General features: G+C 59.3%; 19 protein-coding genes. 5 read left to right on the plus strand and 14 right to left on the minus strand.

Annotated features, from left to right (window positions below; all coding sequences use genetic code 11):
• Positions 1-93: 93 nt before the first annotated feature.
• Positions 94-471, plus strand: coding sequence for a DUF3899 domain-containing protein (locus tag M516_RS0101430; protein WP_029097531.1), 378 nt, complete (start codon positions 94-96; stop codon positions 469-471).
• Here the strand turns inward: M516_RS0101430 and M516_RS0101435 are convergent.
• The 11 genes from M516_RS0101435 to M516_RS0101485 form a co-directional block, all read right to left on the minus strand.
• Complete coding sequence (locus M516_RS0101435; RefSeq protein WP_029097532.1) at positions 468-1,418, minus strand: ABC transporter ATP-binding protein; 951 nt, start codon at positions 1,416-1,418, stop codon at positions 468-470. The two genes, M516_RS0101430 and M516_RS0101435, sit on opposite strands and share 4 nt — an antisense overlap.
• Positions 1,415-2,437 (minus strand): ABC transporter ATP-binding protein, encoded by a 1,023-nt coding sequence (locus M516_RS0101440; protein WP_029097533.1) that lies wholly within the window; start codon positions 2,435-2,437, stop codon positions 1,415-1,417. Before M516_RS0101440 ends, M516_RS0101435 begins: the two co-directional genes overlap by 4 nt.
• Before the next feature lie 21 nt (positions 2,438-2,458).
• Positions 2,459-3,397, minus strand: coding sequence for an ABC transporter permease (locus M516_RS0101445; RefSeq protein ID WP_238550906.1), 939 nt, complete (start codon positions 3,395-3,397; stop codon positions 2,459-2,461).
• A gap of 9 nt (positions 3,398-3,406) precedes the next feature.
• A complete protein-coding gene (locus tag M516_RS0101450) occupies positions 3,407-4,339 on the minus strand; it encodes an ABC transporter permease (RefSeq protein ID WP_029097535.1) in 933 nt (310 codons plus the stop codon).
• 18 nt (positions 4,340-4,357) lie between these two features.
• Positions 4,358-5,800: a dipeptidase PepV gene (gene pepV, locus M516_RS0101455; protein ID WP_029097536.1), complete on the minus strand. Its 1,443-nt coding sequence runs from the start codon at positions 5,798-5,800 to the stop codon at positions 4,358-4,360.
• A 12-nt stretch (positions 5,801-5,812) separates the two neighbouring features.
• Positions 5,813-7,882: a sigma-54 interaction domain-containing protein gene (locus tag M516_RS0101460; RefSeq protein WP_029097537.1), complete on the minus strand. Its 2,070-nt coding sequence runs from the start codon at positions 7,880-7,882 to the stop codon at positions 5,813-5,815.
• Positions 7,883-7,948: 66 nt separating this feature from the next.
• Positions 7,949-9,604: a peptide ABC transporter substrate-binding protein gene (locus tag M516_RS0101465; protein WP_029097538.1), complete on the minus strand. Its 1,656-nt coding sequence runs from the start codon at positions 9,602-9,604 to the stop codon at positions 7,949-7,951.
• 71 nt (positions 9,605-9,675) lie between these two features.
• Positions 9,676-10,701: an asparaginase gene (locus M516_RS0101470; RefSeq protein ID WP_029097539.1), complete on the minus strand. Its 1,026-nt coding sequence runs from the start codon at positions 10,699-10,701 to the stop codon at positions 9,676-9,678.
• Between the two features lie 307 nt (positions 10,702-11,008).
• Positions 11,009-11,656, minus strand: a complete 648-nt coding sequence (locus M516_RS0101475; protein ID WP_029097540.1) for a hypothetical protein — start codon at positions 11,654-11,656, stop codon at positions 11,009-11,011.
• Positions 11,657-11,779: 123 nt separating this feature from the next.
• On the minus strand, positions 11,780-12,751 hold the full coding sequence (gene gmd / locus M516_RS0101480; RefSeq protein ID WP_029097541.1) for a GDP-mannose 4,6-dehydratase: 972 nt from the start codon (positions 12,749-12,751) through the stop codon (positions 11,780-11,782).
• A gap of 7 nt (positions 12,752-12,758) precedes the next feature.
• A complete protein-coding gene (locus M516_RS0101485; RefSeq protein ID WP_029097542.1) occupies positions 12,759-13,892 on the minus strand; it encodes a glycosyltransferase in 1,134 nt (377 codons plus the stop codon).
• A gap of 128 nt (positions 13,893-14,020) precedes the next feature.
• Here M516_RS0101485 and M516_RS0101490 point away from each other — a divergent pair, with 128 nt between their 5' ends.
• Positions 14,021-15,751: a phospho-sugar mutase gene (locus M516_RS0101490; protein ID WP_029097543.1), complete on the plus strand. Its 1,731-nt coding sequence runs from the start codon at positions 14,021-14,023 to the stop codon at positions 15,749-15,751.
• Positions 15,752-15,842: 91 nt separating this feature from the next.
• Here the strand turns inward: M516_RS0101490 and M516_RS0101495 are convergent, their stop codons facing one another.
• The 3 genes from M516_RS0101495 to M516_RS0101505 form a co-directional block, all read right to left on the minus strand.
• On the minus strand, positions 15,843-16,556 hold the full coding sequence (locus M516_RS0101495; RefSeq protein WP_029097544.1) for a class I SAM-dependent methyltransferase: 714 nt from the start codon (positions 16,554-16,556) through the stop codon (positions 15,843-15,845).
• A gap of 34 nt (positions 16,557-16,590) precedes the next feature.
• Complete coding sequence (locus M516_RS0101500) at positions 16,591-16,893, minus strand: class I SAM-dependent methyltransferase (protein ID WP_029097545.1); 303 nt, start codon at positions 16,891-16,893, stop codon at positions 16,591-16,593.
• A 128-nt stretch (positions 16,894-17,021) separates the two neighbouring features.
• Positions 17,022-18,284, minus strand: a complete 1,263-nt coding sequence (locus M516_RS0101505; RefSeq protein WP_029097546.1) for a glycosyltransferase family 2 protein — start codon at positions 18,282-18,284, stop codon at positions 17,022-17,024.
• 283 nt (positions 18,285-18,567) lie between these two features.
• Here M516_RS0101505 and M516_RS0101510 point away from each other — a divergent pair, with 283 nt between their 5' ends.
• The 3 genes from M516_RS0101510 to M516_RS0101520 are packed head-to-tail and all read left to right on the plus strand — an operon-like array spanning position 18,568 to position 21,379.
• On the plus strand, positions 18,568-19,284 hold the full coding sequence (locus tag M516_RS0101510) for an FkbM family methyltransferase (protein ID WP_029097547.1): 717 nt from the start codon (positions 18,568-18,570) through the stop codon (positions 19,282-19,284).
• A gap of 6 nt (positions 19,285-19,290) precedes the next feature.
• Positions 19,291-20,124, plus strand: a complete 834-nt coding sequence (locus M516_RS0101515) for an FkbM family methyltransferase (RefSeq protein WP_029097548.1) — start codon at positions 19,291-19,293, stop codon at positions 20,122-20,124.
• A 13-nt stretch (positions 20,125-20,137) separates the two neighbouring features.
• Positions 20,138-21,379, plus strand: a complete 1,242-nt coding sequence (locus M516_RS0101520; RefSeq protein ID WP_029097549.1) for a glycosyltransferase family 2 protein — start codon at positions 20,138-20,140, stop codon at positions 21,377-21,379.
• Positions 21,380-21,492: the final 113 nt, after the last annotated feature.

Below are 21,492 nucleotides of genomic sequence, written 5' to 3' on the forward strand. Positions count from 1 at the left end.
GCCGGCTTCCGGAAAACATTCTCCGGCTCTCCACGTCGAATGGACGAAGCGAGCCGGTTACGCAACTTCCAGCCAAAGGACGTGAACGTGATCATGCCTGCACTTGTCATCCTTTTCCTGATCATCGTGTCGGCGGCCGCTCTGGCAGCCGGTCTGACCGTACCCGCCGAAGCGCTGCTTACGATCATCAACCGGAGTTTCCTGGCCGGACTCTTCCTGCTCGTCCTCGGCTGTATCGCCCTGGTCGTCCGCTCCGGGTTTTTTACCGTGTTTGGCGCCGGCTTCAAACGGCTGCAAGCACTCTTCTTCCGCCGTCCTCGCGTGATGGAGAGCGACTGGTACAACCTTGACGACCCGGTTTTCGCCCGAAAAAAAGAGACGTTCATCCGAATCGGAACGTCTCTTCTGCTCTGGAGCGGAGCAGCCCTGATCGTCTTTTCCGTCGCGCTGACCGTTTGGTACTACCGCTAGTCCGCGTACAGATGGCAGGCCGCCCAATGGCCTGTCCGCACTTCCCGCCACACCGGCTCCTCGATGGCGCAGCGCTCCGTCGCGTGCGGACAGCGCGTGCGAAAGCAGCACCCGCTCGGCTTGTTGGCCGGACTGGGCAGATCTCCCTTCAGGATGATGCGTTCCCGCTTCACCGTCGGATCCGGCACCGGCACGGAAGAGAGCAGCGCCTGCGTATACGGGTGCAGCGGCTCCGCATACAGTTCCCCGCTCTCCGCCAGTTCCACCAGCTTGCCCAGGTACATCACGCCGATGCGGGTGGAGATGTGCTTCACCATCGACAGATCATGGGCGATGAAGAGATAGGTCAGCCCTCTATGTGCTTGAAGGTCTTCCAGCAGGTTGACAACCTGGGCCTGGATGGAGACGTCCAGCGCGGAGATCGGTTCGTCAGCGACGATGAATTCCGGCTCCACCGCCAAGGCGCGGGCAATGCCGATCCGCTGCCGCTGTCCCCCGCTGAACTCATGCGGGTAGCGCTGCGCATGTTCCTTTCGGAGGCCGACCAACTGCAGCAGTTCGGTCACCCGCTCCCGTCTGCTTCCCCTGGCGAGGCCGTGGATGTCAAGCCCTTCGGCGATGATGTCCTCCACGGTCATGCGCGGATTGAGGCTGGCCTGCGGATCCTGGAAAATCATCTGCACGTCCCGGTTGAACTGTGCCACTTCCTTGCCTCTCAGCTCATGCACGTTCTTCCCCTTGAACAGCACTTCTCCGGCCGTGTGTTCATACAGTCGGACGATCGTCCGCCCGAGCGTCGATTTGCCGCAGCCGCTCTCTCCCACCAGTCCCAGCGTCTCCCCCTTGCGGATGGAAAAGGAGACGCCGTCCACGGCCTTTACCTCCAGTCCGTGACCGAAGGAAAAGTACTTTTTCAGTTCCTTTACTTCCACCAGCACCTCTGTCATTCTGTCTGCCTCCCTGCCGCGACCAGTTCCTCGATGCGCGGGGCGCGCGGGTCATGCAGCCAGCAGGCGGCCTGATGCCCCCCTCCGAACGCGGTAGGCTCCGGTATCTGCCGGTCGCAGATTTCCATGGCGAATTCGCAGCGGGCCGCAAACGGGCAGCCTTTGGGCGGATGGAACAGATCGGGCGGCGTCCCCTCGATCGGCACCAGCCGCTGCTTTTCCCCGTCCAGCCGGGGCAGGGAACGCATTAGTCCCCAGGTATAGGGATGGCGGGGATGGGAGAAGACGTCCTTCACGCTGCCGGTCTCCACGACCACGCCGGCGTACATGACCACCATCCGGTGGGCGATTTCCGCTACCACACCCAGGTCGTGGGTGATGATCAGCACGGACAGCCCCTGCTCCTCCTGCAGCCGCTTCAACAGATCGAGAATCTGTGCCTGAATCGTCACGTCCAGCGCGGTGGTCGGCTCGTCGGCGATCACCAGCTTCGGCTGGCAGGCCAGCGCGATGGCGATGACCACCCGCTGCCGCATCCCGCCGCTGAATTGGTGCGGGTACTGGTCGGCCCGCTTTTCCGGGTCGGGGATGCCCACCATGCGCAGCAGCTCAATCGCCCGCTTTTGCGCCTCTTCCCGCGAGACCTGATGATGGCGGACAAACCCCTCCACGATCTGTCTTCCCACCTTCATCGTCGGATTGAGCGCCGTCATCGGGTCCTGAAAGACCATGCCGATCTGCGAGCCGCGAATCTCCAGCAGCTCTTTTTTGCTCATCGCAGTAATCTCTTTTCCTTCAAAGACGATCCGGCCCTCGACGATCCGGCCGGGCGGGGCGGGGATCAGGCCCATGATCGCCTGGGCCGTGACGCTTTTTCCGCAGCCGCTCTCACCGACGACCGCCACCGTCTCTCCCTTGTCCACATGGAAGGAGACGCCGCGTACGGCCTGTACTTCCCCGCCGTACGTCTTGAAGTTTACTTTCAGATTGTCGATGGTCAGCAAATGTTGTTCGGCCATCGCCGTTTTTCCCCCTTTCTCTTACTCGCGCAGACGCGGATCGAGCGCGTCCTGCAGGCCGTCGCCAAACACGTTGAAGGCAAACATCGTCAGCGAGATCATCAGCGCCGGGAAAAAGAGGCGCCACCAGTCGCCGGTGAGGATGACCCCCAGCGCGTCGTTGGTCATCGTCCCCCAACTGGCTACCGGCGCCTGTACGCCCAGGCCGAGAAAGCTGAGGAACGACTCGGCAAAGATCGCCGACGGGATGGTAAACGTCAGGTTGACGATTATCACGCCAAACGTGTTTGGGATCAGATGTTTGAACAAAATGCGGGGAAACTTGGCCCCGAGCACCTGAGCGGCGAGGATGAACTCCTGGTTTTTCAACTGCAGGATTTGCCCCCGTACCAGACGGGCCATTCCCACCCAGCCGGTCGCGGACAGCGCGATGATGATCGTCAGCATGCCCGGCTCCATCACGACCATCAGCAGGATGACGACCAAGAGGTACGGCAGTCCGTACAGCACTTCGATCAACCGCATGATGACGGTGTCGATCCGCTCACCCCGCTTGCCCCTGCCGGCCATGTACCCGGCGACGCCGCCGACCGTCACGCCGATGATCAAGTCGATCAGCGCCGCCACCACCCCGATCGTCAGCGAGATCCGGGCGCCGTACCAGGTGCGGGCAAACATGTCCCGGCCCAAATCGTCCGTCCCGAACCAGTGCTCGGCGGAAACCGGTTTGTTTTTCATCATCAGACTTTGGTCGGAATAGCTGTACGGGACCAGATGCGGCCCGATGATCGCCATCGCGACCAGCGCGACGATGATCACGAGGCCCAGCATCGCCAGCTTGTTTTTCACCAGCTTGCGGATCGCCAGCTGGGCGTTGCTCAGGCTCGGGCGGGCAGAAACTGCGTCGGCCTGCTCCTGTTTGGCCAGCGGGCGAAACAGGGGATCGATTTTCTGTTCCATCGCCACTTCCTATCCCTCCTTGTTGGTCAACTTGATCCGCGGGTCGATCAGGGTGTACGCCAGGTCGATCAGAAAGATGGTAATAATCAGAATGGAGCTGTAAAAAACAGTCGTTCCCAGGATGACCGGATAATCGCGGTTGAAGATGCCGTCAACAAAGTACTTGCCGATCCCGGGAATGGCAAAGATTTTTTCCACGACAAACGTGCCGGTGATCAGCGAGGCAATCAGCGGCCCCAGGAACGTGACCACTGGCAGGATCGCGTTGCGGATGCCGTGTCTGACCACGATGGCCAAGGTGGGAATCCCTTTCGCCTCGGCGGTGCGGATGTAGTTTTGGTTCATCACTTCAATCATGCTGGCGCGCATGTAGCGGGTGATGATCGCCAACGGGCCGAACGCCAGCGCCAGCGACGGCAGCACCGTATGCATCCAGGTCCCCCAGGTGGCGACGGGAAAGATCGGCCACTTGATCGCTAAAAAGTTGATCAGCAGCGGGGCCATGATGAAGCTGGGGATCGCCACCCCGAGGACGGCCAGGGCCATCGCCGCGTAATCGAGCCAACGGCCGCGGTTGAGCGCGGCGACAATGCCAAAGAAAATCCCGAACACCAGCGCAATCGCGACCGCCTGCGCGCCCAGCAAGGCCGATGCGCCAAATCCGTCCGCGATCATGTCGTTGACACCGCGCGTATCCGATTTGATGGAAGGGCCCAAATCCAGCATGATCAGATTTTTCAGATAAAGCAGATATTGAATCGGCAGCGGCTCGTCCAGATGGTATTTGGCTCGCAGATTGGCGCGGATCTGCTCCGGCAGTTGATCCGAATCGGAAGCGAACGGATCGCCGGGAATCGCATGCATCAGCGAAAAGGTCAGCGTCACGATGATCCACAACGTCAAGAGCATCATCAGGAAGCGCTTTGCCAGGTAATGGGACATGGGTGCTCCTCCTTCTGGTTATTTGGCCAATTCGTACATCGCCTGGGCGTAGATCGCCATCGCCTGAAGCAGATCGTCAATCTCCGCGTATTCGTCCGCGAGATGGGCGGTCGACGCTTTTCCGGGGAACACGGGGCCGAATGCCACGCCCGCTTTCAGCGTCTTGGCGTACGTGGCGCCGCCGGAAGCGAGCAGGCGGGCAGGCTCTCCGGTATGCTGCTCATACACGCGGGAGAGCGTCCGGATGACGAGATGGTCCGCAGGCACGTAGTGGGACTTGGAAGTGCGCAGGCTTGACACCGTCCAGCCCAGTTCCTGGGTCTGTGCCTTCAGCCGCTCCACGTACGGCTCCGGCGACAGGGTGGCGGGGTAGCGGATGTTCAGCCGGACAGACCCGCCCTCGCTCCTGTCGTAGCGCAGGATACCCGCGTTGACGGTCAGCGCTCCGCTCACCTCGTCTTGACACGCGACGTTCAGCCGCTCGCCGTAGTGGTCTTCGTGCAGAACCTCGGCGAGGAAGCGGAGAAACACGCGATCGGAACCGGCAAACGGGGTGTCGTACAGAAAACGGGCCAGCAGCGTGCCGGCGTTGACGCCGTTGAACGGCTCCATGCCGTGAGCCGGTTTGCCGTCGAGTTGAAACGACAAAACGCCAGGCTCTCTCCGCTCCAGCCGTCCCGTCACACGGCTGGCAAGGAGAAACGCGTCCCAGCGCTCCGTCACCGCCGCCACGGCTGTTTCCGCCTCCGCTCCCGCCGGCACCGCCACCGAGGCGGCCGCTTTGTCCGGCACGCTGTTACCCTGATCGCCGGAGACGAACGACAGCAGCCGCCAACCGGCATCCGCCGCGGACTGCGGCTGTGCGGCCAGCGTCAGCGTCGGATTGATCTGCCCCTTTTCCGCGTGGATCATCGGAAACGACGCGTCCGGCGAAAAGCCGATTTCCGGTAGCGCTTCCCGTTCGGCGTAGTGCTTCATGCACAGCCATCCGCTCTCCTCGTCGGTGCCGATGATCAGGCGGACGCGTTTTGTGAGCGGCAGGCCCGACTGCTTGAGCAGCCTCAGCGCGAAATAGGCGGCCAGCGCCGGTCCCTTGTCGTCGATGGCGCCGCGGGCGTAGATTTTGCCGTCGCGGATGTGCGGCTCAAACGGCGGCGTCGTCCATCCTTCGCCAACGGTGACCACGTCGACGTGGACGAGCACCCCCACTTCTTCTTCGCCCTCTCCGTATTCCACGTATCCGGCGTAACCCTCCAGGTTTTTCACCGCAAAGCCGTCGGAGCGGCCCAATGCCAGCATGAAGTCCAGCGCCTGCGCCACTCCGTCGCCGAACGGTTTGCCCGGACCGGCGGTCGACATGTCCTCGATGCTGTTGATCGCCAGAAACGGCCGCAGCGTTTCCAGATAGGCATCGCGCTGCGCCAAGGCCTGCTGCTTCCAGTAATTGGAATGATCACTCATCTTTCTCCCTCCTCAGTTTATCTTCGGCCGTTTCCCGCAGCAGGCGAGAAACGCTGCCCCTTTGATGGACAAGCGGCTGCCCTGCCGTCCTTTGCCGACGTGTATCAGCCCGTCCTGCTGCAGCAGCTTCAAGCGGTATCGCAGTTGTTGGCCGCTCAGCTCGATCCCCTGCCGGCTGAGCTGCTCGCCCAACGCGTACCTACCGCCTCCCTGCTGTTTCAATGCATGCAGGATCGCGACGACATCGTCCAAAAAGCCGCGCTGTTCATATGCCTCGCACAGCGTCCGGCATTCGTCCGCGAGCACGTCGTCTGCGGCCGAAACGGCGGAAGACGCCTGCAAAAACGGCAGGTGGCTGGCATACACTTCCTCCTCCACCACGTGGGCCAGGTATTCCATCACGTTTTCCAGTTCCCGGATGTTGCCGGGCCAATCGTATTCCTGCATCGCCTTCAGCGCTTCCTGCGTGAGAGTAAACGGCGGGCGGCGCATCTCCAGGCAGTATTTGCGGATAAACTCCTCCGCCAGCAAGGGGATGTCTTCCGACCGCTGTCTGAGGGGCGGCAGATGGATCGGCAGGATGTTTAACCGGTAGTACAGGTCGGCGCGAAAGCGGCCTTCCCGCACCATGTGCTGCAAATCCTGGTTGGTCGCGGCGATGACGCGGATGTCGATCGGGATGACCTTGTTTCCTCCCACCCGCATGATTTGCCGCTCCTGCAGCACCCGCAGCAGCCGGTTTTGGATCGCACCGCTGGCGTCGCCGATCTCGTCGAGAAAAATCGTTCCCTTGTGGGCCAGCTCAAACCAGCCGATGTGTCCTCCCTTGCGCGCCCCGGTGAACGCCCCCTCCTCGTAGCCGAACAGCTCGCTCTCCAACAGCGATTCGGAAATGGCGGCAAAGTTCACACCGACGAACGGCTCCCGCCTGCGGGGAGAGGCGTTGTGGATGGCCTGGGCGAACAGTTCCTTGCCCGTCCCCGTTTCGCCGAGCAAGAGCACCGTCGAGCTGCTCCGGGCAATCTTGCGGGCGATCCGCAGCGCCTTTTGAAAGGAGAGGCTTTTTCCGCAGATGTCGTCAAAGTGGTACTTGGCCACCAGTCCCTTGCTGTACAGGCGCATCCGGTAGTCGTGTTCCATCTGTTCGATTTCCGCCGCCTTGCGGAACAAGAGCAGGCTGCCGAGAAAGCGCCCCTCCATGACGATGTGCATCTTGCGGAAAAAATACGTCCGGCCAGCCCAGTCCACCAGCACGTCGTCGTTTTCGTCGCACTGCCGGATCGTTTCGCAGAAGTCTGGCGGCAGACAATGGACCGCTTTTTCGCCCTGAACCGGCACGCCCTGCAGGTGAAGCGTGTCCACCGCCTTCTGGTTGATAAACCGGATGGTTTCCTTTTCGTCCATGGCGATCACGGCATCCTCGATCCGGTTGACGATCGCCTCCAGGTATTTGTGCAGCAGGTGGGCGTGATGGATTTCATTGTTCAGCTGTTTCGTGATGTCAATCAGCGACTGCATGGCGCGGGCGGTCACCCGCTGAAAATTGCCGCTGTCAAAATGGGCGTAGATCTCCAGCCAGGTGGACAGGTCGATGACGCGGAAGCCGATGTCCACCACTTTGCGGATGGTGTCCGGCACGTGCTCCGCCTCACCCGGCGTGACGGCAATCTCGATGTCGCGCGGATAGTCGGCCCCCGGATAGTACGGGTAGAGTTCAAAGTCCATGCCGGAGTCGATCAGCAGCCTGACCGTCTCCTCCGCCGTCTCCGCCGTGTCGCTCACAAGCAGCACCTTTACGCCTTTGGGTATTTCCAGCATCTCCCGCAAATTGTGGTACGGCAGCATCCGCTTGGCCACGATCACCTTCGCCCCCGGCGGCAGATACGCCGTCACCTGCGGATAGATGCTTTTGGAGGACAGGACAACGAGCGAACCGTCCACAATCGGCCGGTACGGCAGTTGATCCACGCGCCTGCCTTCGATGTGAAAATCCTCGGAGATGCCCAGCTCGCGGCATTGGCTGACCACAGACTGCAAGAATTCGTCCATTTTGGCGACAAACGTTACCGTTTTTTTCTTCATCGGAACCCGCTCCATGCTGTAAAGTGAAGACAAGGGCACGCAGTTTCAGCCCTTGTCTTCATTGTATTATTTCTTCAAAATCTCCGCCCACTTGTAATCGATCGTGCCAACGGCATGGCGCACGATCCCCTTCACGTTCGGCTGCTCCATGTAGGCCACCGTTCTGAAATAGATCGGAACAATCGGCATGTCCTCCATGAAGATCTTCTCCGCTTCGTGCATCAGCTTGAAGCGCTCGGTTTCGTCAGCCGTGCCGCGGATCTTCTGCACGAGCGCGTCGTACTCCTTATTGCTGTAGTTTACGCGGTTGCCCGGATGGTCCGTGGTATAGAGTTCCAGGAAGTTGTAGGGATCCGCATAGTCAGCCGGAATGGTGGAACGGGAGAACTGGAGCTTGCGTGCGCGCTGCTCCGCCAGGAACACGTTCCATTCCTTGTTTTCCAGCTTCACGTCAACGCCGAGGTTTTTCTTGTACATCTCCTGCAGCACTTGGGCAATCGCCTTGTGCGCGTCACTGGTGTTGTAGGTCATGGTAACGGGTGGCAGGGTGGTCCAGCCTTCCTCTTCCATGCCTTTTTTCAGCAGAGCTTTTGCCTGTTCAACGTCATTGTCCTTAAAGTAGTCCCCGCCCACTTCGCGGAAGTCGCGTCCGTCCGGTTCCAGCAAGCCGGTCGGCACGTGAGCCAAAGCCGGGATTTCGTTGCCTTGCGTGACGTTTTCGATTAAGGCCTTCCGGTCGATCGCCAGGGCAAACGCCTTGCGGATGTTCTTGTTCGTAAACGGCGGCATGGCCGTGTTCATCCGGTAGTAGTAGACGGACGCTTCCGGCATCACTTTGGCTTCCCCTGAATCGATCAGCTGCTTTTTCAGGTCGTTGGGAACGGATTGGACCGCGTCGAGCTGTCCGGTTTTGTACATTTGGTACTGGGTGTTTTCGTCGTTTACCATCACCCAGTCGAGGCCGGCGATCTTGACCGAATCCTTGTCCCAGTAGCCTTCGTTCTTTTCCACTTTCACCGTCTGGTCATGCACCCACTCCGTCATTTTGAACGGTCCGTTGGTAATGAGCGTGGACGCTTCCGCTGCGAAGTTCGGGTTGCTTTCCACCGACTTTTTGTGAACCGGGAAGAACGTCGGCTGCGTGATGATGTTGAGGAAAAAGCCGGTCGGCGCTTTCAGCTTTACTTCCAACGTCTTGTCGTCGAGCGCTTTCACTTTGACGTCGTCTGCGCTTCCCTCACCCTTGTTGAACTTCTCCGCCCCCTCGATAAAATAGGCGAGGAAAGCAGACGGGAAGGCGTTCTTTGGATCGACGATGCGTTTCCATGCGTACTCGAAGTCGTGCGCCGTCACGGGGTCCCCGTTGGACCACTTGCTGTCGCGCAGCGTAAACGTGTACGTTTTTCCGTCGTCGCTGATCGTCCACTTCTCCGCCATGGCCGGCTGCGGCTTGTGATCCTTGTCCAGCCGGACGAGCCCTTCCATGATCGCGTTCAGCACTTCATTGGAGACGCTGTCGTAGCCTTTCGGCGGATCGAGCGACGGCGGCTCCGTTCTCAGATTGAGGCGGAGCTTGGCCGTGGTGTCTGCTTCTCCGCCCGGTTGTGCTGTCTGCCCGCTGTCCGGCTGGCTCGGCGCGGCCGATTGGATGCAGCCGGACACCATCAGCGCAAGCAGCAGGGCGGACGTGCTCAACACTTTCCATCCTTTGCGCAGATTCATTGAAAAAAATCCCCCTTTTTTGTGGTTAATTGTATTCGTCAAACGGCGGCCGCGTTGGGCAGTCGTCCGTTTTACGCACGCAAGACCGTGTTGTCCCGATTGAGCGCAAATCTGGTTTCGATGCGCCCGACAACGGTTCCGCTCATGTTGGTCACGACCAGCTCCGTGTACGCCGCCAGTTCCTTCAGCGGTCCGTCCGTCCCGATCCCTAGCTGCCGCAGCACTTCGTTGACGACGGCGTATATGGCACGGGCTCCTCCGTCCTCGATCTTGACCGCAATGCCCAGCCCGGTCTGCCGGTCCCCCAGACAGTAGACCGCTTCCGCCCCCGCCTTGCCGATCACGCGGCCGCGGAACGCGCGCATCAGATCGGTGCAGTAGCGGTTATTGCCGCCAACCATCTCCGGATGGGCCGTCATCGCGTCGGTGATGCGGCGGACTGCCTGCTGCCGCGACGGGTTGGCAATCACGTCCGGCTTGGCCAGCTTCGCGTACGCCCAGGCATAATGGGCCAGCGGCAGACGGTGGACCGGCACGCCGCAGCCGTCCGTGGCCAGCGTAATCTTCTCCCGCGGATAGCTGGTCAGGTCGCTGACCGCATCGAGGATGCGCTGCTGGACCGGATGGTCCGGGTGATGGTAGGTGGCCACATCTTCTCCCATATGGACGGCGGTGGCAATCATCCCGGCGTGTTTACCCGAGCAGTTGCTGTAAACCGGCGTCAGCGGCTTGCCCTCCCGAAGCAGCTGCTTGTAACTCTCCTCGTCCCGCGGCACGTGTGTTCCGCACTTGAGTGCCGTTTCCGCTTGTCCGCATCGGACCAGCATCGCCAGCGCCCGCTCGCGGTGGCGGGGCTCCCCGCTGTGCGAGGCACAGCACAGCGACAGATCGGCCGGCTCCAGCCCGAAGCGATCCGCCGCTCCCGTCTCCACCACCGGGATCGCCTGAATCGGCTTCATGCTGGAACGGGCGTACGTGAGGCGATAAGGATCGCCGTACCAGTAAAGCAGGGTTCCGTTTGCGTCGACGACAGCTACATGGCCGAGGTGGGAGCTTTCCACCGCTTCCCCTCGGTATACGTTGGCTACCACGTTCATGACTTGTCTCCTTTTGTGTTGAAGTGAAAGAATTCGATTCTTCGTCTCCGAGAAAATAGCAACTTTCGTGCCAACCCAGCTGACACAGACGGAAGATCGTGAAAATTCCTGATATTCTTGCGGTATTTTTCTGAACCCATTGTTTGATCGCTCTTTTTTAGGATAACCTATTATCCCAAACAGGTTGCCCTAAAGTTTTAACAGGTCATGGTCGAGCGTCAATCAGCCGAACACCCCTGAGTCGGACACCCCATTGTTGTTCAAAAACGGTACGAAAAAAAACAGCCTTTCGCAAGACTGTTTCTTGTCACATGCCGATTCGCTGCTCGATTTTATGCGTATGTCGCTTGATTCCTTCCACTTCTTTAAACAGCAGGTTCACATCAGCTTGGACGTCCATATGATTCTTCCGCAAGTCCGTACGTATGGAGGTGAAATTTTCCGTCATCAAGATGGCGTAGTGCTTGATTGACTCTTTTAGTTCCTCCTGGCCTTTTTTGAGCTGCTCCTGCCCCTTTTCAAGCTGCTTCAGTCGTACGGTCATCTGTTCCTGGCCCTTTTCGACCCGCTCCAGGCGTTCGACCATCTGCTTCTGACCGTTTTCAACTCCCTCCAGTCGTTCGGCCATTTGCTTCTGGCCATTTTCAAGCTGCTCCAGGCGCACGGTCATCTGTTCCTGGCCCTTTTCGACCTGCTCCAGGCGTTCGGCCATTTGCTTCTGGCCCTCTTCGACCCGCTCCAAGCGGCTCTCCAGCCGCTCCAGGCGCACGGCCATCTGCTCCTGCCCCTTTTCAAGCCGATCCAGGCGTTTGGTCGTTTTCTCCAGCCCCTGCTCGACCCGGTCCAGGCGCTGATTCGTCTCGTCCAGTCCGCGCCCGAGGTGATCCAGCCGTACGTTCATCTCGTTTCGAAATTCACGCATGTGGTTCATGAATTCATTCAGGAGCTCCTGCACGCATCCGCACCCCCCCCTTTCTCCCATTCTATCACAGCCTGAACCCAGGGTATCACAGGATAGAGGGCGCCGCAAAAAAAGAAAGACGTACGCGCCGGTACGCCCCTTTTCCCCGTCATTCCGCTAGGCCTGTTTGACTCTCTGCAGATCGGCCTCCACCATCATGTGGATCAGCTCCTGCAATCCCGTTTTGGGTTCCCAGCCCAATTCCCGCTTCGCTTTGGCGGGATTCCCCAGCAGAACGTCCACCTCCGCCGGACGGAACAACTGCGGATCGATCACGAGGTAATCCTGAAAGTCCAACCCCACGTAGTCAAAGGCGATCCTGCACATCTCCTCGACCGTCGTGGTGGTTCCCGTCGCGATCACAAAATCGTCCGGCTTTTGCTGCTGCAGCATCAGCCACATCGCTTCCACGTAATCGCCGGCAAAGCCCCAATCCCGCTTGGCGTGAATGTTTCCCAGCCGGAGTTCCTTTTTCCGGCCTGCCGCGATTTGAGCGACGGTGTGGGTCACCTTCCGCGTCACGAATTCAAGCCCTCTCAGCGGCGACTCGTGGTTGAACAGGATGCCGTTGCTGGCAAACATGCCGAAGCTCTCCCTGTAGTTTTTCGTCATCCAGTAACCGAACAGCTTCGAAACCGCATACGGGCTGCGCGGGTAGAACGGGGTTTGCTCCGACTGCATCGGCTCCTGGATCAGCCCGTACAGTTCGCTGGACGACGCCTGATACATTTTGATGCCCGGGTCCACCTCGCGAATCGCTTCCAGCACGTGCAGCACGCCCATGCCGGTCACCTCGGCGGTCAAGATGGGCTGCTCCCAGGAGGAGCCGACAAAGCTCTGTGCCGCCAGATGGTACACCTCATCCGGTTTAACCGCCTTGACAGCCCGGATCAGCGACGAAAGGTCCAGCACGTCTCCGTCCCTGTATTCCACTTCGTCGGCGATGTTCAGGTATTCCAGTCTCCAGAGGTTGCTGGTGCTTCGCCGCGGGAGCAATCCAGCCACCCGATATCCTTTTTCCAGCAGAAACTTGGCCAGATAAGCCCCATCCTGGCCGGTGATGCCTGTGATGAAGGCTGTTTTCGTCACGGTCTCGCTACTCCTTTTCAGCAAGTGATTGCAGCCTGCGGAGGACGGCCTCCGCGCTGTGTTTCCACGTAAAGGCGGATCGCATCCGCTCGCTTGCCGCGCGCCCCATTGCCTGGACGAGGGCGCGGTTCTCGCTGGCAACGCGCATGGTTTTTTGCAGGTCGTGCTTGTCGACGGACAGCCACCAGGGCGGCCCCACCGTCTCTGGGAGACCCGTTCCCTGCTCGGGGAGCCCAACCACCTCGGCCGGAAGCAAAAAAGCCGTCCGCCCGTCACAGAGATCGCGGCTGGGGCCCTGGTCCGGCACGATGACCGGAAGTCCGCATGCCATCGCCTCCGCAATCGGCAGGCCAAATCCCTCTCCCCTGTACGGGTGAACCAGGCAGTCGCACCCCGCATACAAGCCCGCCATCTCCGTTTCGGACAAGTGCCGGTCCAGATAGACAATGCGCGGGCTGCGCGGCCGGGAAGCGACTTTCCGGATCGCCGTTTGAAACGTCTTTCCTTTATAAAAGCTGCCTGCCCCGTTGTCCTTGATCACGAGACAAACATCGTCATCCGCCGTGAATTCGTCCACATAGGCCTGCAGCAAGAGATCGATCCCCTTGCGGACGATGGTGCCGCCGACGAACAGGAAGCGAAACCCTGCCGTCCCCACGCGCATCGGCGCGACCTCCGGGCGGAAGACCGATTCGTCGACACCCAGCGGAATCACCTGTACCTTTTCTGCCGGAATGCCGCAGCGTACGTAGCATTCCTTGTTGTAGGAGCTGTACACCCAGATTTCGTCGACGTCCTTCGTCATCGGGATGAACCATTCGCGCGGAATGGCTCCATACTCCCAGGCCTGCATGCAGATCCGGCGCTTCCCGGCCGGTTTGCCCCATCCGGGCGTCCACTCGTGAACAACCGCAGCGTCCGCTTCGGAAAACGGCGCAAACGAAGCGGCGCGGGAGGACGGCACCCGCATCATTTCGTCCGGCGGCACTTCCATTCTCAGGAGAAGGCGAGGATCTCGCTCCAGCTCCCTGCAGAGATTCCGGTTGACAACAGCGATGCTGTGGCCGGCAAATTGTGGCCCGACCCAGTTGACCCTGATCCGCGCGTCCAACGGCTCACCCCCGGAATCGGAAAATGCCATTCTCCCCCAATATATGGCGCATGTGCAAGGCGGGTTCCGGTTTTCCTGTGTCCGCATCGTTCACCAGGACCGACCGCCGGTAATACCCTAACAACAACTGGTACTATCAAGCGGGAGTGAAGCTAGCGATGACCGAACATTGGCAGGACCACTATCAGCGCTGGACGACGTTCGCCAACCTCGATCCGGAACTTCGCGCCCAGTTGGACAGCTTGCGGGACGACCCCCACACCCTGGAAGACTGTTTTGCCAGACCGATCGCATTCGGAACCGGCGGCATGCGCGGGGAGCTCGGTCCCGGGATCAACCGGATCAATCTGTACACCGTGCGAAAAGCGTCGGCGGGCTTGGCCCGCTATGTGATCGACCACGGGAAAGCGGCGATGGACGCGGGCGTGGCGATCGCCTACGACAGTCGGCACAAATCCCGGACGTTTGCCGTGGAAGCGGCCAGCGTGCTGGGATGGCACGGCATTCGCGTCCATCTGTTTGACCGCTTGTGCCCTACGCCCCTGCTCTCGTTTGCCGTCCGCCATGTGGGGGCGTTTGCCGGCATTGTCATCACGGCGAGCCACAATCCGCCGGAATACAACGGGTTCAAGGTATACGGCGCAGACGGCGGGCAGATCACGCCGGCGACCGCCGAAGCGCTGCTGACGCACATGGAGGAGGCGGGCGACGAGCTGCGGATTGCGGCAGCGGACGAACAGGCGCTCCGGGCGAGCGGCTTATTGCGTACGATCAGCGGCGAGCTGCTGCAGGCGTATCTGGAACGGTTGGAAAGCTGCCGCATCCCGCCAGCCGTCCAATCGGCCGGCGATCCCGTCCGCATCGTGTTCACGCCGCTTCACGGCACCACGTACGAAGCGATCATGAAAGGACTCGACGCGTTTGGCTACCGCCACGTCACGGTCGTAAGGGAGCAGGCCGATCCGGACCCCTCTTTTTCCACCGTCTCCTCCCCTAATCCGGAGGAGCATCAAGCGTTTCGCCTGGCCATTCAGTATGCGAGAAAGGACGGCGCTGACCTGATTCTGGCAACCGATCCGGACGGAGACCGCCTCGGGGTGGCCGTGAAACATCCTCAGGGAGACTACGTCGTTCTGACCGGCAACCAGACCGGAGCGCTCTTGCTGCATTACCTGCTGTCCCAAAAACGACGAAGCGGCGCTCTTCCGGCAAACGGCGTCGTGTTGAAAACGATCGTCACGTCAGAGATGGGAAGGGCGATTGCGTCTGATTTCGGGCTGGCCACCGTCGACACGCTGACGGGATTCAAATACATTGGCGAGAAACTGGGCGAGTTTGAAAAAACGGGCGCGTACGCCTTCCAGTTTGGCTATGAGGAGAGCTGCGGCTTCCTGATCGCCGATTTCGTCCGCGACAAGGACGCCGTGCAGGCTGCCTTGTTCATGGCCGACGCCTGCGCCTTCCACAAGGCGGAGGGGCGAAGCCTGTACGATGCGCTGCTCCAGTTGTTTGCCACCTACGGGTACTACATGGAAGACCTGCATGCAATCACCTGCAGGGGCCGGGACGGCATGGCCGCGATGGCGTCCATCCTCTCTCGCCTGCGCAGCCGGCCGCTGACGGAGATAGCCGGAAAAAAGGTGACTGTCGTGGAAGATTATCTGGCGGGCGAACGCAGGGATGTCGCCCTGGGCACAACCGCTCTGCTGACCTTTCCCAAAACCGACGCGCTCAAATACGTGCTGGACGACGCGTCCTGGTTCTGCGTCCGGCCGTCCGGCACGGAACCGAAAATCAAGCTGTATGTCGGCGTCAAGGGTACCTCTCTGGAAGAGGCGGAAAAAAAACTGGCGTCGCTCAAACAAGCGGTCGGGCACCTGTTAAGGTAACCCACCCTGTGCGGATGGGAACGACAAAGCCTCTGAAGCGGTACACATCTTCAGAGGCTTTTTTTCATCCGCCTGTGCAATTGGGCGCGAACTAGGATTCCTGCACGTGTTGAAACACGATCAAGCCGTTCCAGTATGTCGGATGACCGTTGCCGGCCGTCCGGACATCCAGCAGGATTCGGTAACGACCGGGCTTGGACGCGATGAAATCGAGGGTGGCTCGGCGCGGATCGGCCCAGTTGGTATCGTCAACGAGAATGACGCAGCCGTTGGCGAAATAGGGTTCGGCGATCTGCAGCGCCAGCAGTTGGTTGTGGTAGTCGTGCGGCCCGTCAAACAGGTAACAGCCGATCAGCTCCTTGTGCACGCGTTTGAAATACTCGACGTAATCCATCTCGTGAAATGCGTGGTTCCCGCTTTTATGCCGCTGAAAATAATACTGGAAACGGTCGCGCGGTCCGCCGAATGCCGAAAAGTTGTCGACCCCGATGCAGGTTTTATCGGGATGGTTGGCCAGTCCCGCCAGAAACGTGAATCCGTGCCACACGCCGACATTCACGTAGGCGTGGCCGGGCGCAAGCTGCGAAACGAAGCGGTTCAGGATGGCCCCGATCGCGAAGGTGGACATTTTCGGAATGTCCCACACACTGCGGATGTTTTCCGTCAACCGCAGCCCGTCTGCCGGCAGCACCGTATTGGTTGACTGCAGGGCGAAATCGTCGGCAAAAAACATGTTCCCCGGCAGTTGGTCGGTCGGCTGAATGCTGCGAAACGAGATCCCGGCCAAAAAATCGGCATGGTTCATGCGGAGTCCTTCCCCTCCTTCCCTTGTGACAGGTTCAGTCATAGGCCTGGCAGGTTTGTTCATCAGGCCCCCCGTTTTGCGTACCCTTCCAGGTGTCAACCGCAAATACCCGGCCCGCTCCCCGGTCCTTGACGGCGTGGGCCAGCCAGACGGTAGACCGTCCTTTCCACGATCCCAATTCCACAACCGTGCCGGTGGGCGCATAAAACCGTGTGAGCTGGTATAACACCATGCCCGCTTGATCGCTCACCCATCCCTGGATGGGTGCCACTTTCGCTTGAATGTCCAGCAACCGGGTGCGCAGTGTGGGCGACTGCAGGAAAAAGTGCCCGCTCATTGCCCGCCACCCCCTCACGTAAGTTTTCGCACGTCGCTGCCAATTTTTCCGACGATCCTATGATATGCATGCATGTTCGATGCTGCGTGGTTCGTTGGCGGACGGGCGTTAAAATTAGGTGAGTGGGGTCAGATTCGGGGAACGGGTCGCCTGGTTTCGCGGATCCACTCTCTCAGCCGATGCTGCTCTTTCGTAAACACACGGAAAAACGCCGCTTCTTCGCGGGACAGGGGAATGATTTCGTGGGCAAGAAAACTGCACACCCGTTTGTTCGCCTGGCTGTCAGGGACAATGACATGCCACGAGGAATAGATTTCAACCCGGTTCTCCGCTTGATCAGAGCGGAGCGGGATTTCCAGCTCAAACAGGTTCGCGGGAATGCGAACGTTTCCGGCAAGCTGGCCGTTGAGCATCACGGTCAACTGCTGAATGTTCTGCGGCTGGGCGGGAACATTCAGGGGAATTTGTCCCTTGAGCAGCAGCGTGTCGAGTGGATGCTCGGGATCGACCTTGATGGACAGGACGAGCTGGATCGGAACCATCCGGTCCGGGAAGCGATTCATGTCCGCCAGCTTCGGGGTATTGCCGAACACCTTGTATGTTTTCACGTCGCGCAGTATCCGGTAGATGCCGTATTTCCGGTATTGGGGGACGTAGTGATCCGCGAACCACGTGTTGGAAATGGCCCCGAAGTGTTTCAGGCTGGTCTCAAGCACCTCCGGTATTCCGACCGATGCCCACTGGGTTCCCGATTTGCTGGAGCCGTGGTATCTGGCGTTGGCCAGGTAGTCTTCAATGGTACCGATGCGATGCGTTTTGGCAATCCGAATCCACAGGTCGTAATCCATGCAGAAGTTCAGCTTCTCATCCACTCCGCCAACCTCTTCCATCACCTCTTTCCGGATGAAAGCGGACGGCTGGCAGATGTGGCAGCATTCAAACAGTTCCACGGCATCGACCGGCAGTTTTGGGGGAAACGGGAAGACGGTAACCTTTTGATTGTGTTCGTTGGTGACATAGGCGTTTCCGTGAACCATGCCCCAATCGGGGTGCTCTTGAAGCGCCTTCACCACTTTCATGACCGCCCCCGCCTCGTACGTATCGTCCGAATTCAGCCAGCCGATGATCTCTCCCCTGGCCAACGCCAGTCCCTTGTTGATCGCGTGGGACTGTCCCCGGTCAGGCTCGGCAACGAAGCGAAAGCGCGTGTCCACCTGGCTGAAATGCTCCAAAACCGCCAGCGTGTCGTCCGTAGATCCGCCGTCGATCACGATGTGCTCCAGATAGGGATAGTCCTGCTGCAGCACGCTCTCAATCGTTTGGCGGATAAATTGCCCCTGATTGAACGACGGCGTAATGATGCTCACCAAGGGAAGATCTTCCGAAGCCACACATATCCCTCCTTCGTTGTAAGAAGTTATGTTTCCCGGCGCGATACGATAACCTATGCGAAGCGGTTCCGCGGCGAGACCGGGCGATTTTCCCGGCAGCCGGACGTGGTGCGGCATTCATTTTCGGCTGATCGAACACAGGAGAACGCACATCTTTTCGGAAAAACCGAAAAACGATGACACTGCTGTCCAAACCATCCGGGTGAAGAAATCATATCCTACTCTATAAGGCAATGAATGATCATCCGGATGCCTGCCATTTACACGGAGGGGAGAACCTGTAATGGACAATCGTCAAATCTTGAAGCACGCGGTCCGCACTGCCTTGGATTCTCGCAAATTTGACTGGGTCTTCCGCCAGTTTCCCAGCAGACCACAATTGATTGCCGATAAACAGATTGCACTCGTGCTGGATGTTGGCGCCAATACCGGACAGTACGCCACCAAGCTGAGACAGCAAGGGTATCGCGGCAGAATCGTCTCCTTTGAACCGCTGTCCAAAGAATTTGCCCAATTGCGCCAACGGGCTTCCAGCGATCCCCACTGGGACTGCCAGCAGGTGGCGCTCGGCAGCACGGAGGGCTATACCATCATCAATATCGCCGGCAACTCCTACAGCAGTTCCCTTTTGCCGATGCTGGACCGGCACGTGATCGGCGCTCCCGATTCGCGCTACGTCGGCAGGGAAACCATCGCCATCACGCGTTTGGATTCGCTGCAGCCGTCGCTCATGCAATCGCACGAACGCGTCTATCTCAAGCTGGACGTCCAGGGATACGAGCTGGAGGTACTCAAGGGGGCCGCACGGACGCTGCCCCAAGTGGACATCTTGGAAATGGAACTGTCGCTTGTCCCCTTGTACCAGCACCAATTGCTGTACCCGGCCATGATTGACTACGTGGATCGCTTGGGTTTTGATCTGCTCTATCTGGAAAGGGATTTTGCAGACTACACCACAGGGGAAGTGCTTCAGGTAAACGGCATCTTTGTGCGGAGGTAGACGGTCATGCACCCTTTTACTCATACGGAAGTGTCTTTGAACGATGTCACCATGACGCTTGTGACAAACCTGGAAGATAACATCACCGGCGCCGAATTTCGGAGTGGGAAGAAGCTGTGGTCGGACGCGCTGGATCACGCGCGAAAGGTTCTCAAACGCAAGGACAGGATTCTCTACGCCGGCGGCCATATCGGCTCGGCGGCGATTTTCCTGGCCAAGGTGGAGCCAACCGCCATGATCTATTGTTTTGAACCTGACCCGGTCAATTACTCGCTGTTGACGATGAACCTGGTGATCAACCAGGTGCGCAACGTCCACGCGTTTCCGTTCGCAGCGGGAAAAAAACAGGGGTTTATCCCTTTTTACAAAAGCGATTGGGATTCATCCGACCACCGCTGCGCCATGCCCCGACTGGACGATGCGGACGTCTCCATTTTTCACGGCATCCCCTACCACATCCCGATGGTGCAGCCCCCGGAATTTCTCAAGCAGAGTTATCGCAACCAAGCTCCAGACTCGTTTGACTTGATCGTGACCGACACCCAGGGGGCGGACTTTGACATTTTGGAGGCCTGTTTGCCGATGATTGGCCCGCATACCAGCGTGATCGCGGAATATTCGCCCTACCACCTGTACCGCCACGGCACCTCCAAGCAGCAGGTCGAACGCCTGCTTCGCCTGTTTTCCCGGGCGGAAATCGTGAACTCGCTGGTCGAGGATGTCAATCCCGCCCCCGTTACCGTTGACAGTCTGCTTTCGTTCTATGATGAACACTGCAAACAGTACAGCGGCTATGTGGACATCTGGTTGACTTCACACCCAGGCCCATCTCGCAAATAGGAGAGTGAGACCCATGGACACCCAATCGCTTCCGCTTGTGAGCGTCATCACCCCCTCCTATAACCAAGGGACGTATATCAGGGAAACCATCGAGAGTGTGCTGCAGCAGGATTATCCGCATGTGGAACACATCGTGATCGACGGCGGATCTACGGACAACACGTTTGCGATTCTCTCCCAATACAACCGGCAGAGCGAGAAATTCCGCTTCGTGTCCGAACCGGACCGCGGCCAGTCCCACGCGATCAACAAAGGGTTGTCTGTCGCGCAGGGAGAGATTATCGGATGGCTGAATTCGGACGACACGTATCTGCCCGGCGCCATCCGCAAAGCGGTTCAAGCCCTGATGGCAAACCCCCACTGGGGGATGGTGCACGGAAACGGCTACTGTGCGAACGAGCGAAACCTCCCGATCAGACCGTTTCCCGTCAAACCGCAAGATCGGCAAAAACTGTTCGAACGGTGCAACATCCTGCAGCCTGCCGCCTTCATCCGAAAACAGGTCTTGTACGAGGTGGGGGGCCTGGATGAAACGCTCAGCTTCTGCATGGACTACGACTTGTGGATTCGCATCGCGAAGCGCCACCCCATCGGCTATGTGCCCGATTACTGGGCAAAAGCCAGGTATCACGCCGCATCCAAATCGGTCAACCAGTGGCCGACGGTAGGGCTCCAGGAAGTGTTCAGGACGAGCGCCAAGCATTACGGCACCGTGTCAAACGACTGGGTGCTGGAATACCTGTACTTTCACCACAACAAGGGCGTTTTTCCGCTGCTGACCTTTTTTCGGGCGCACGCGGTTTTTGGCGGCGCGCCGCGGATCACAGCGATGAACCGCTACCCGGACATGTGGGTCCCGCCCAGATTTCACGTCTCGATTCAATCCGATCCGCAGGCTCCCGCGCACACGCTGCTGATCAGGGGCAGCAGACTGGGCAGTCCGCCGTCTTCCCATCCTGCTTTCCTGCATTACGTGATAAACGGCAGCATGACGGGAAGGATTGCCGTGAGCGGAACGACATTCACGGTGGAACTTCCGCTCCCGCCGGACAGGACGAACCATGAGGTGGACATTTTCGCATCGTGGAACGTGAAGATTGGGTCCCCGGCGAATCCGCGCGTCATCAGTTTTTTGGCCGATCAGGTGCTTCCTCTCACGTATCAGGAGCTGCAGTTTTACCGGGCGTATCTGGCAAATCCCGCCGGAATCGCACAGTGGGTCCGGGATCATCGCACTCCTGTTCCCCGGCTGTAACCTGCAGTCCGCCGCATGCGGTCGGCACGCCCCCCATCATCGCATACCGCCTCATCCAAACGGATACGGGGTGCTTGGCCCAATGGCAAGCACCCCGTTTTTTCCTTCGCCGC

The sequence above is a fragment of the Brevibacillus thermoruber 423 genome, from assembly GCF_000454065.1.
Lineage (GTDB): Bacteria > Bacillota > Bacilli > Brevibacillales > Brevibacillaceae > Brevibacillus > Brevibacillus thermoruber.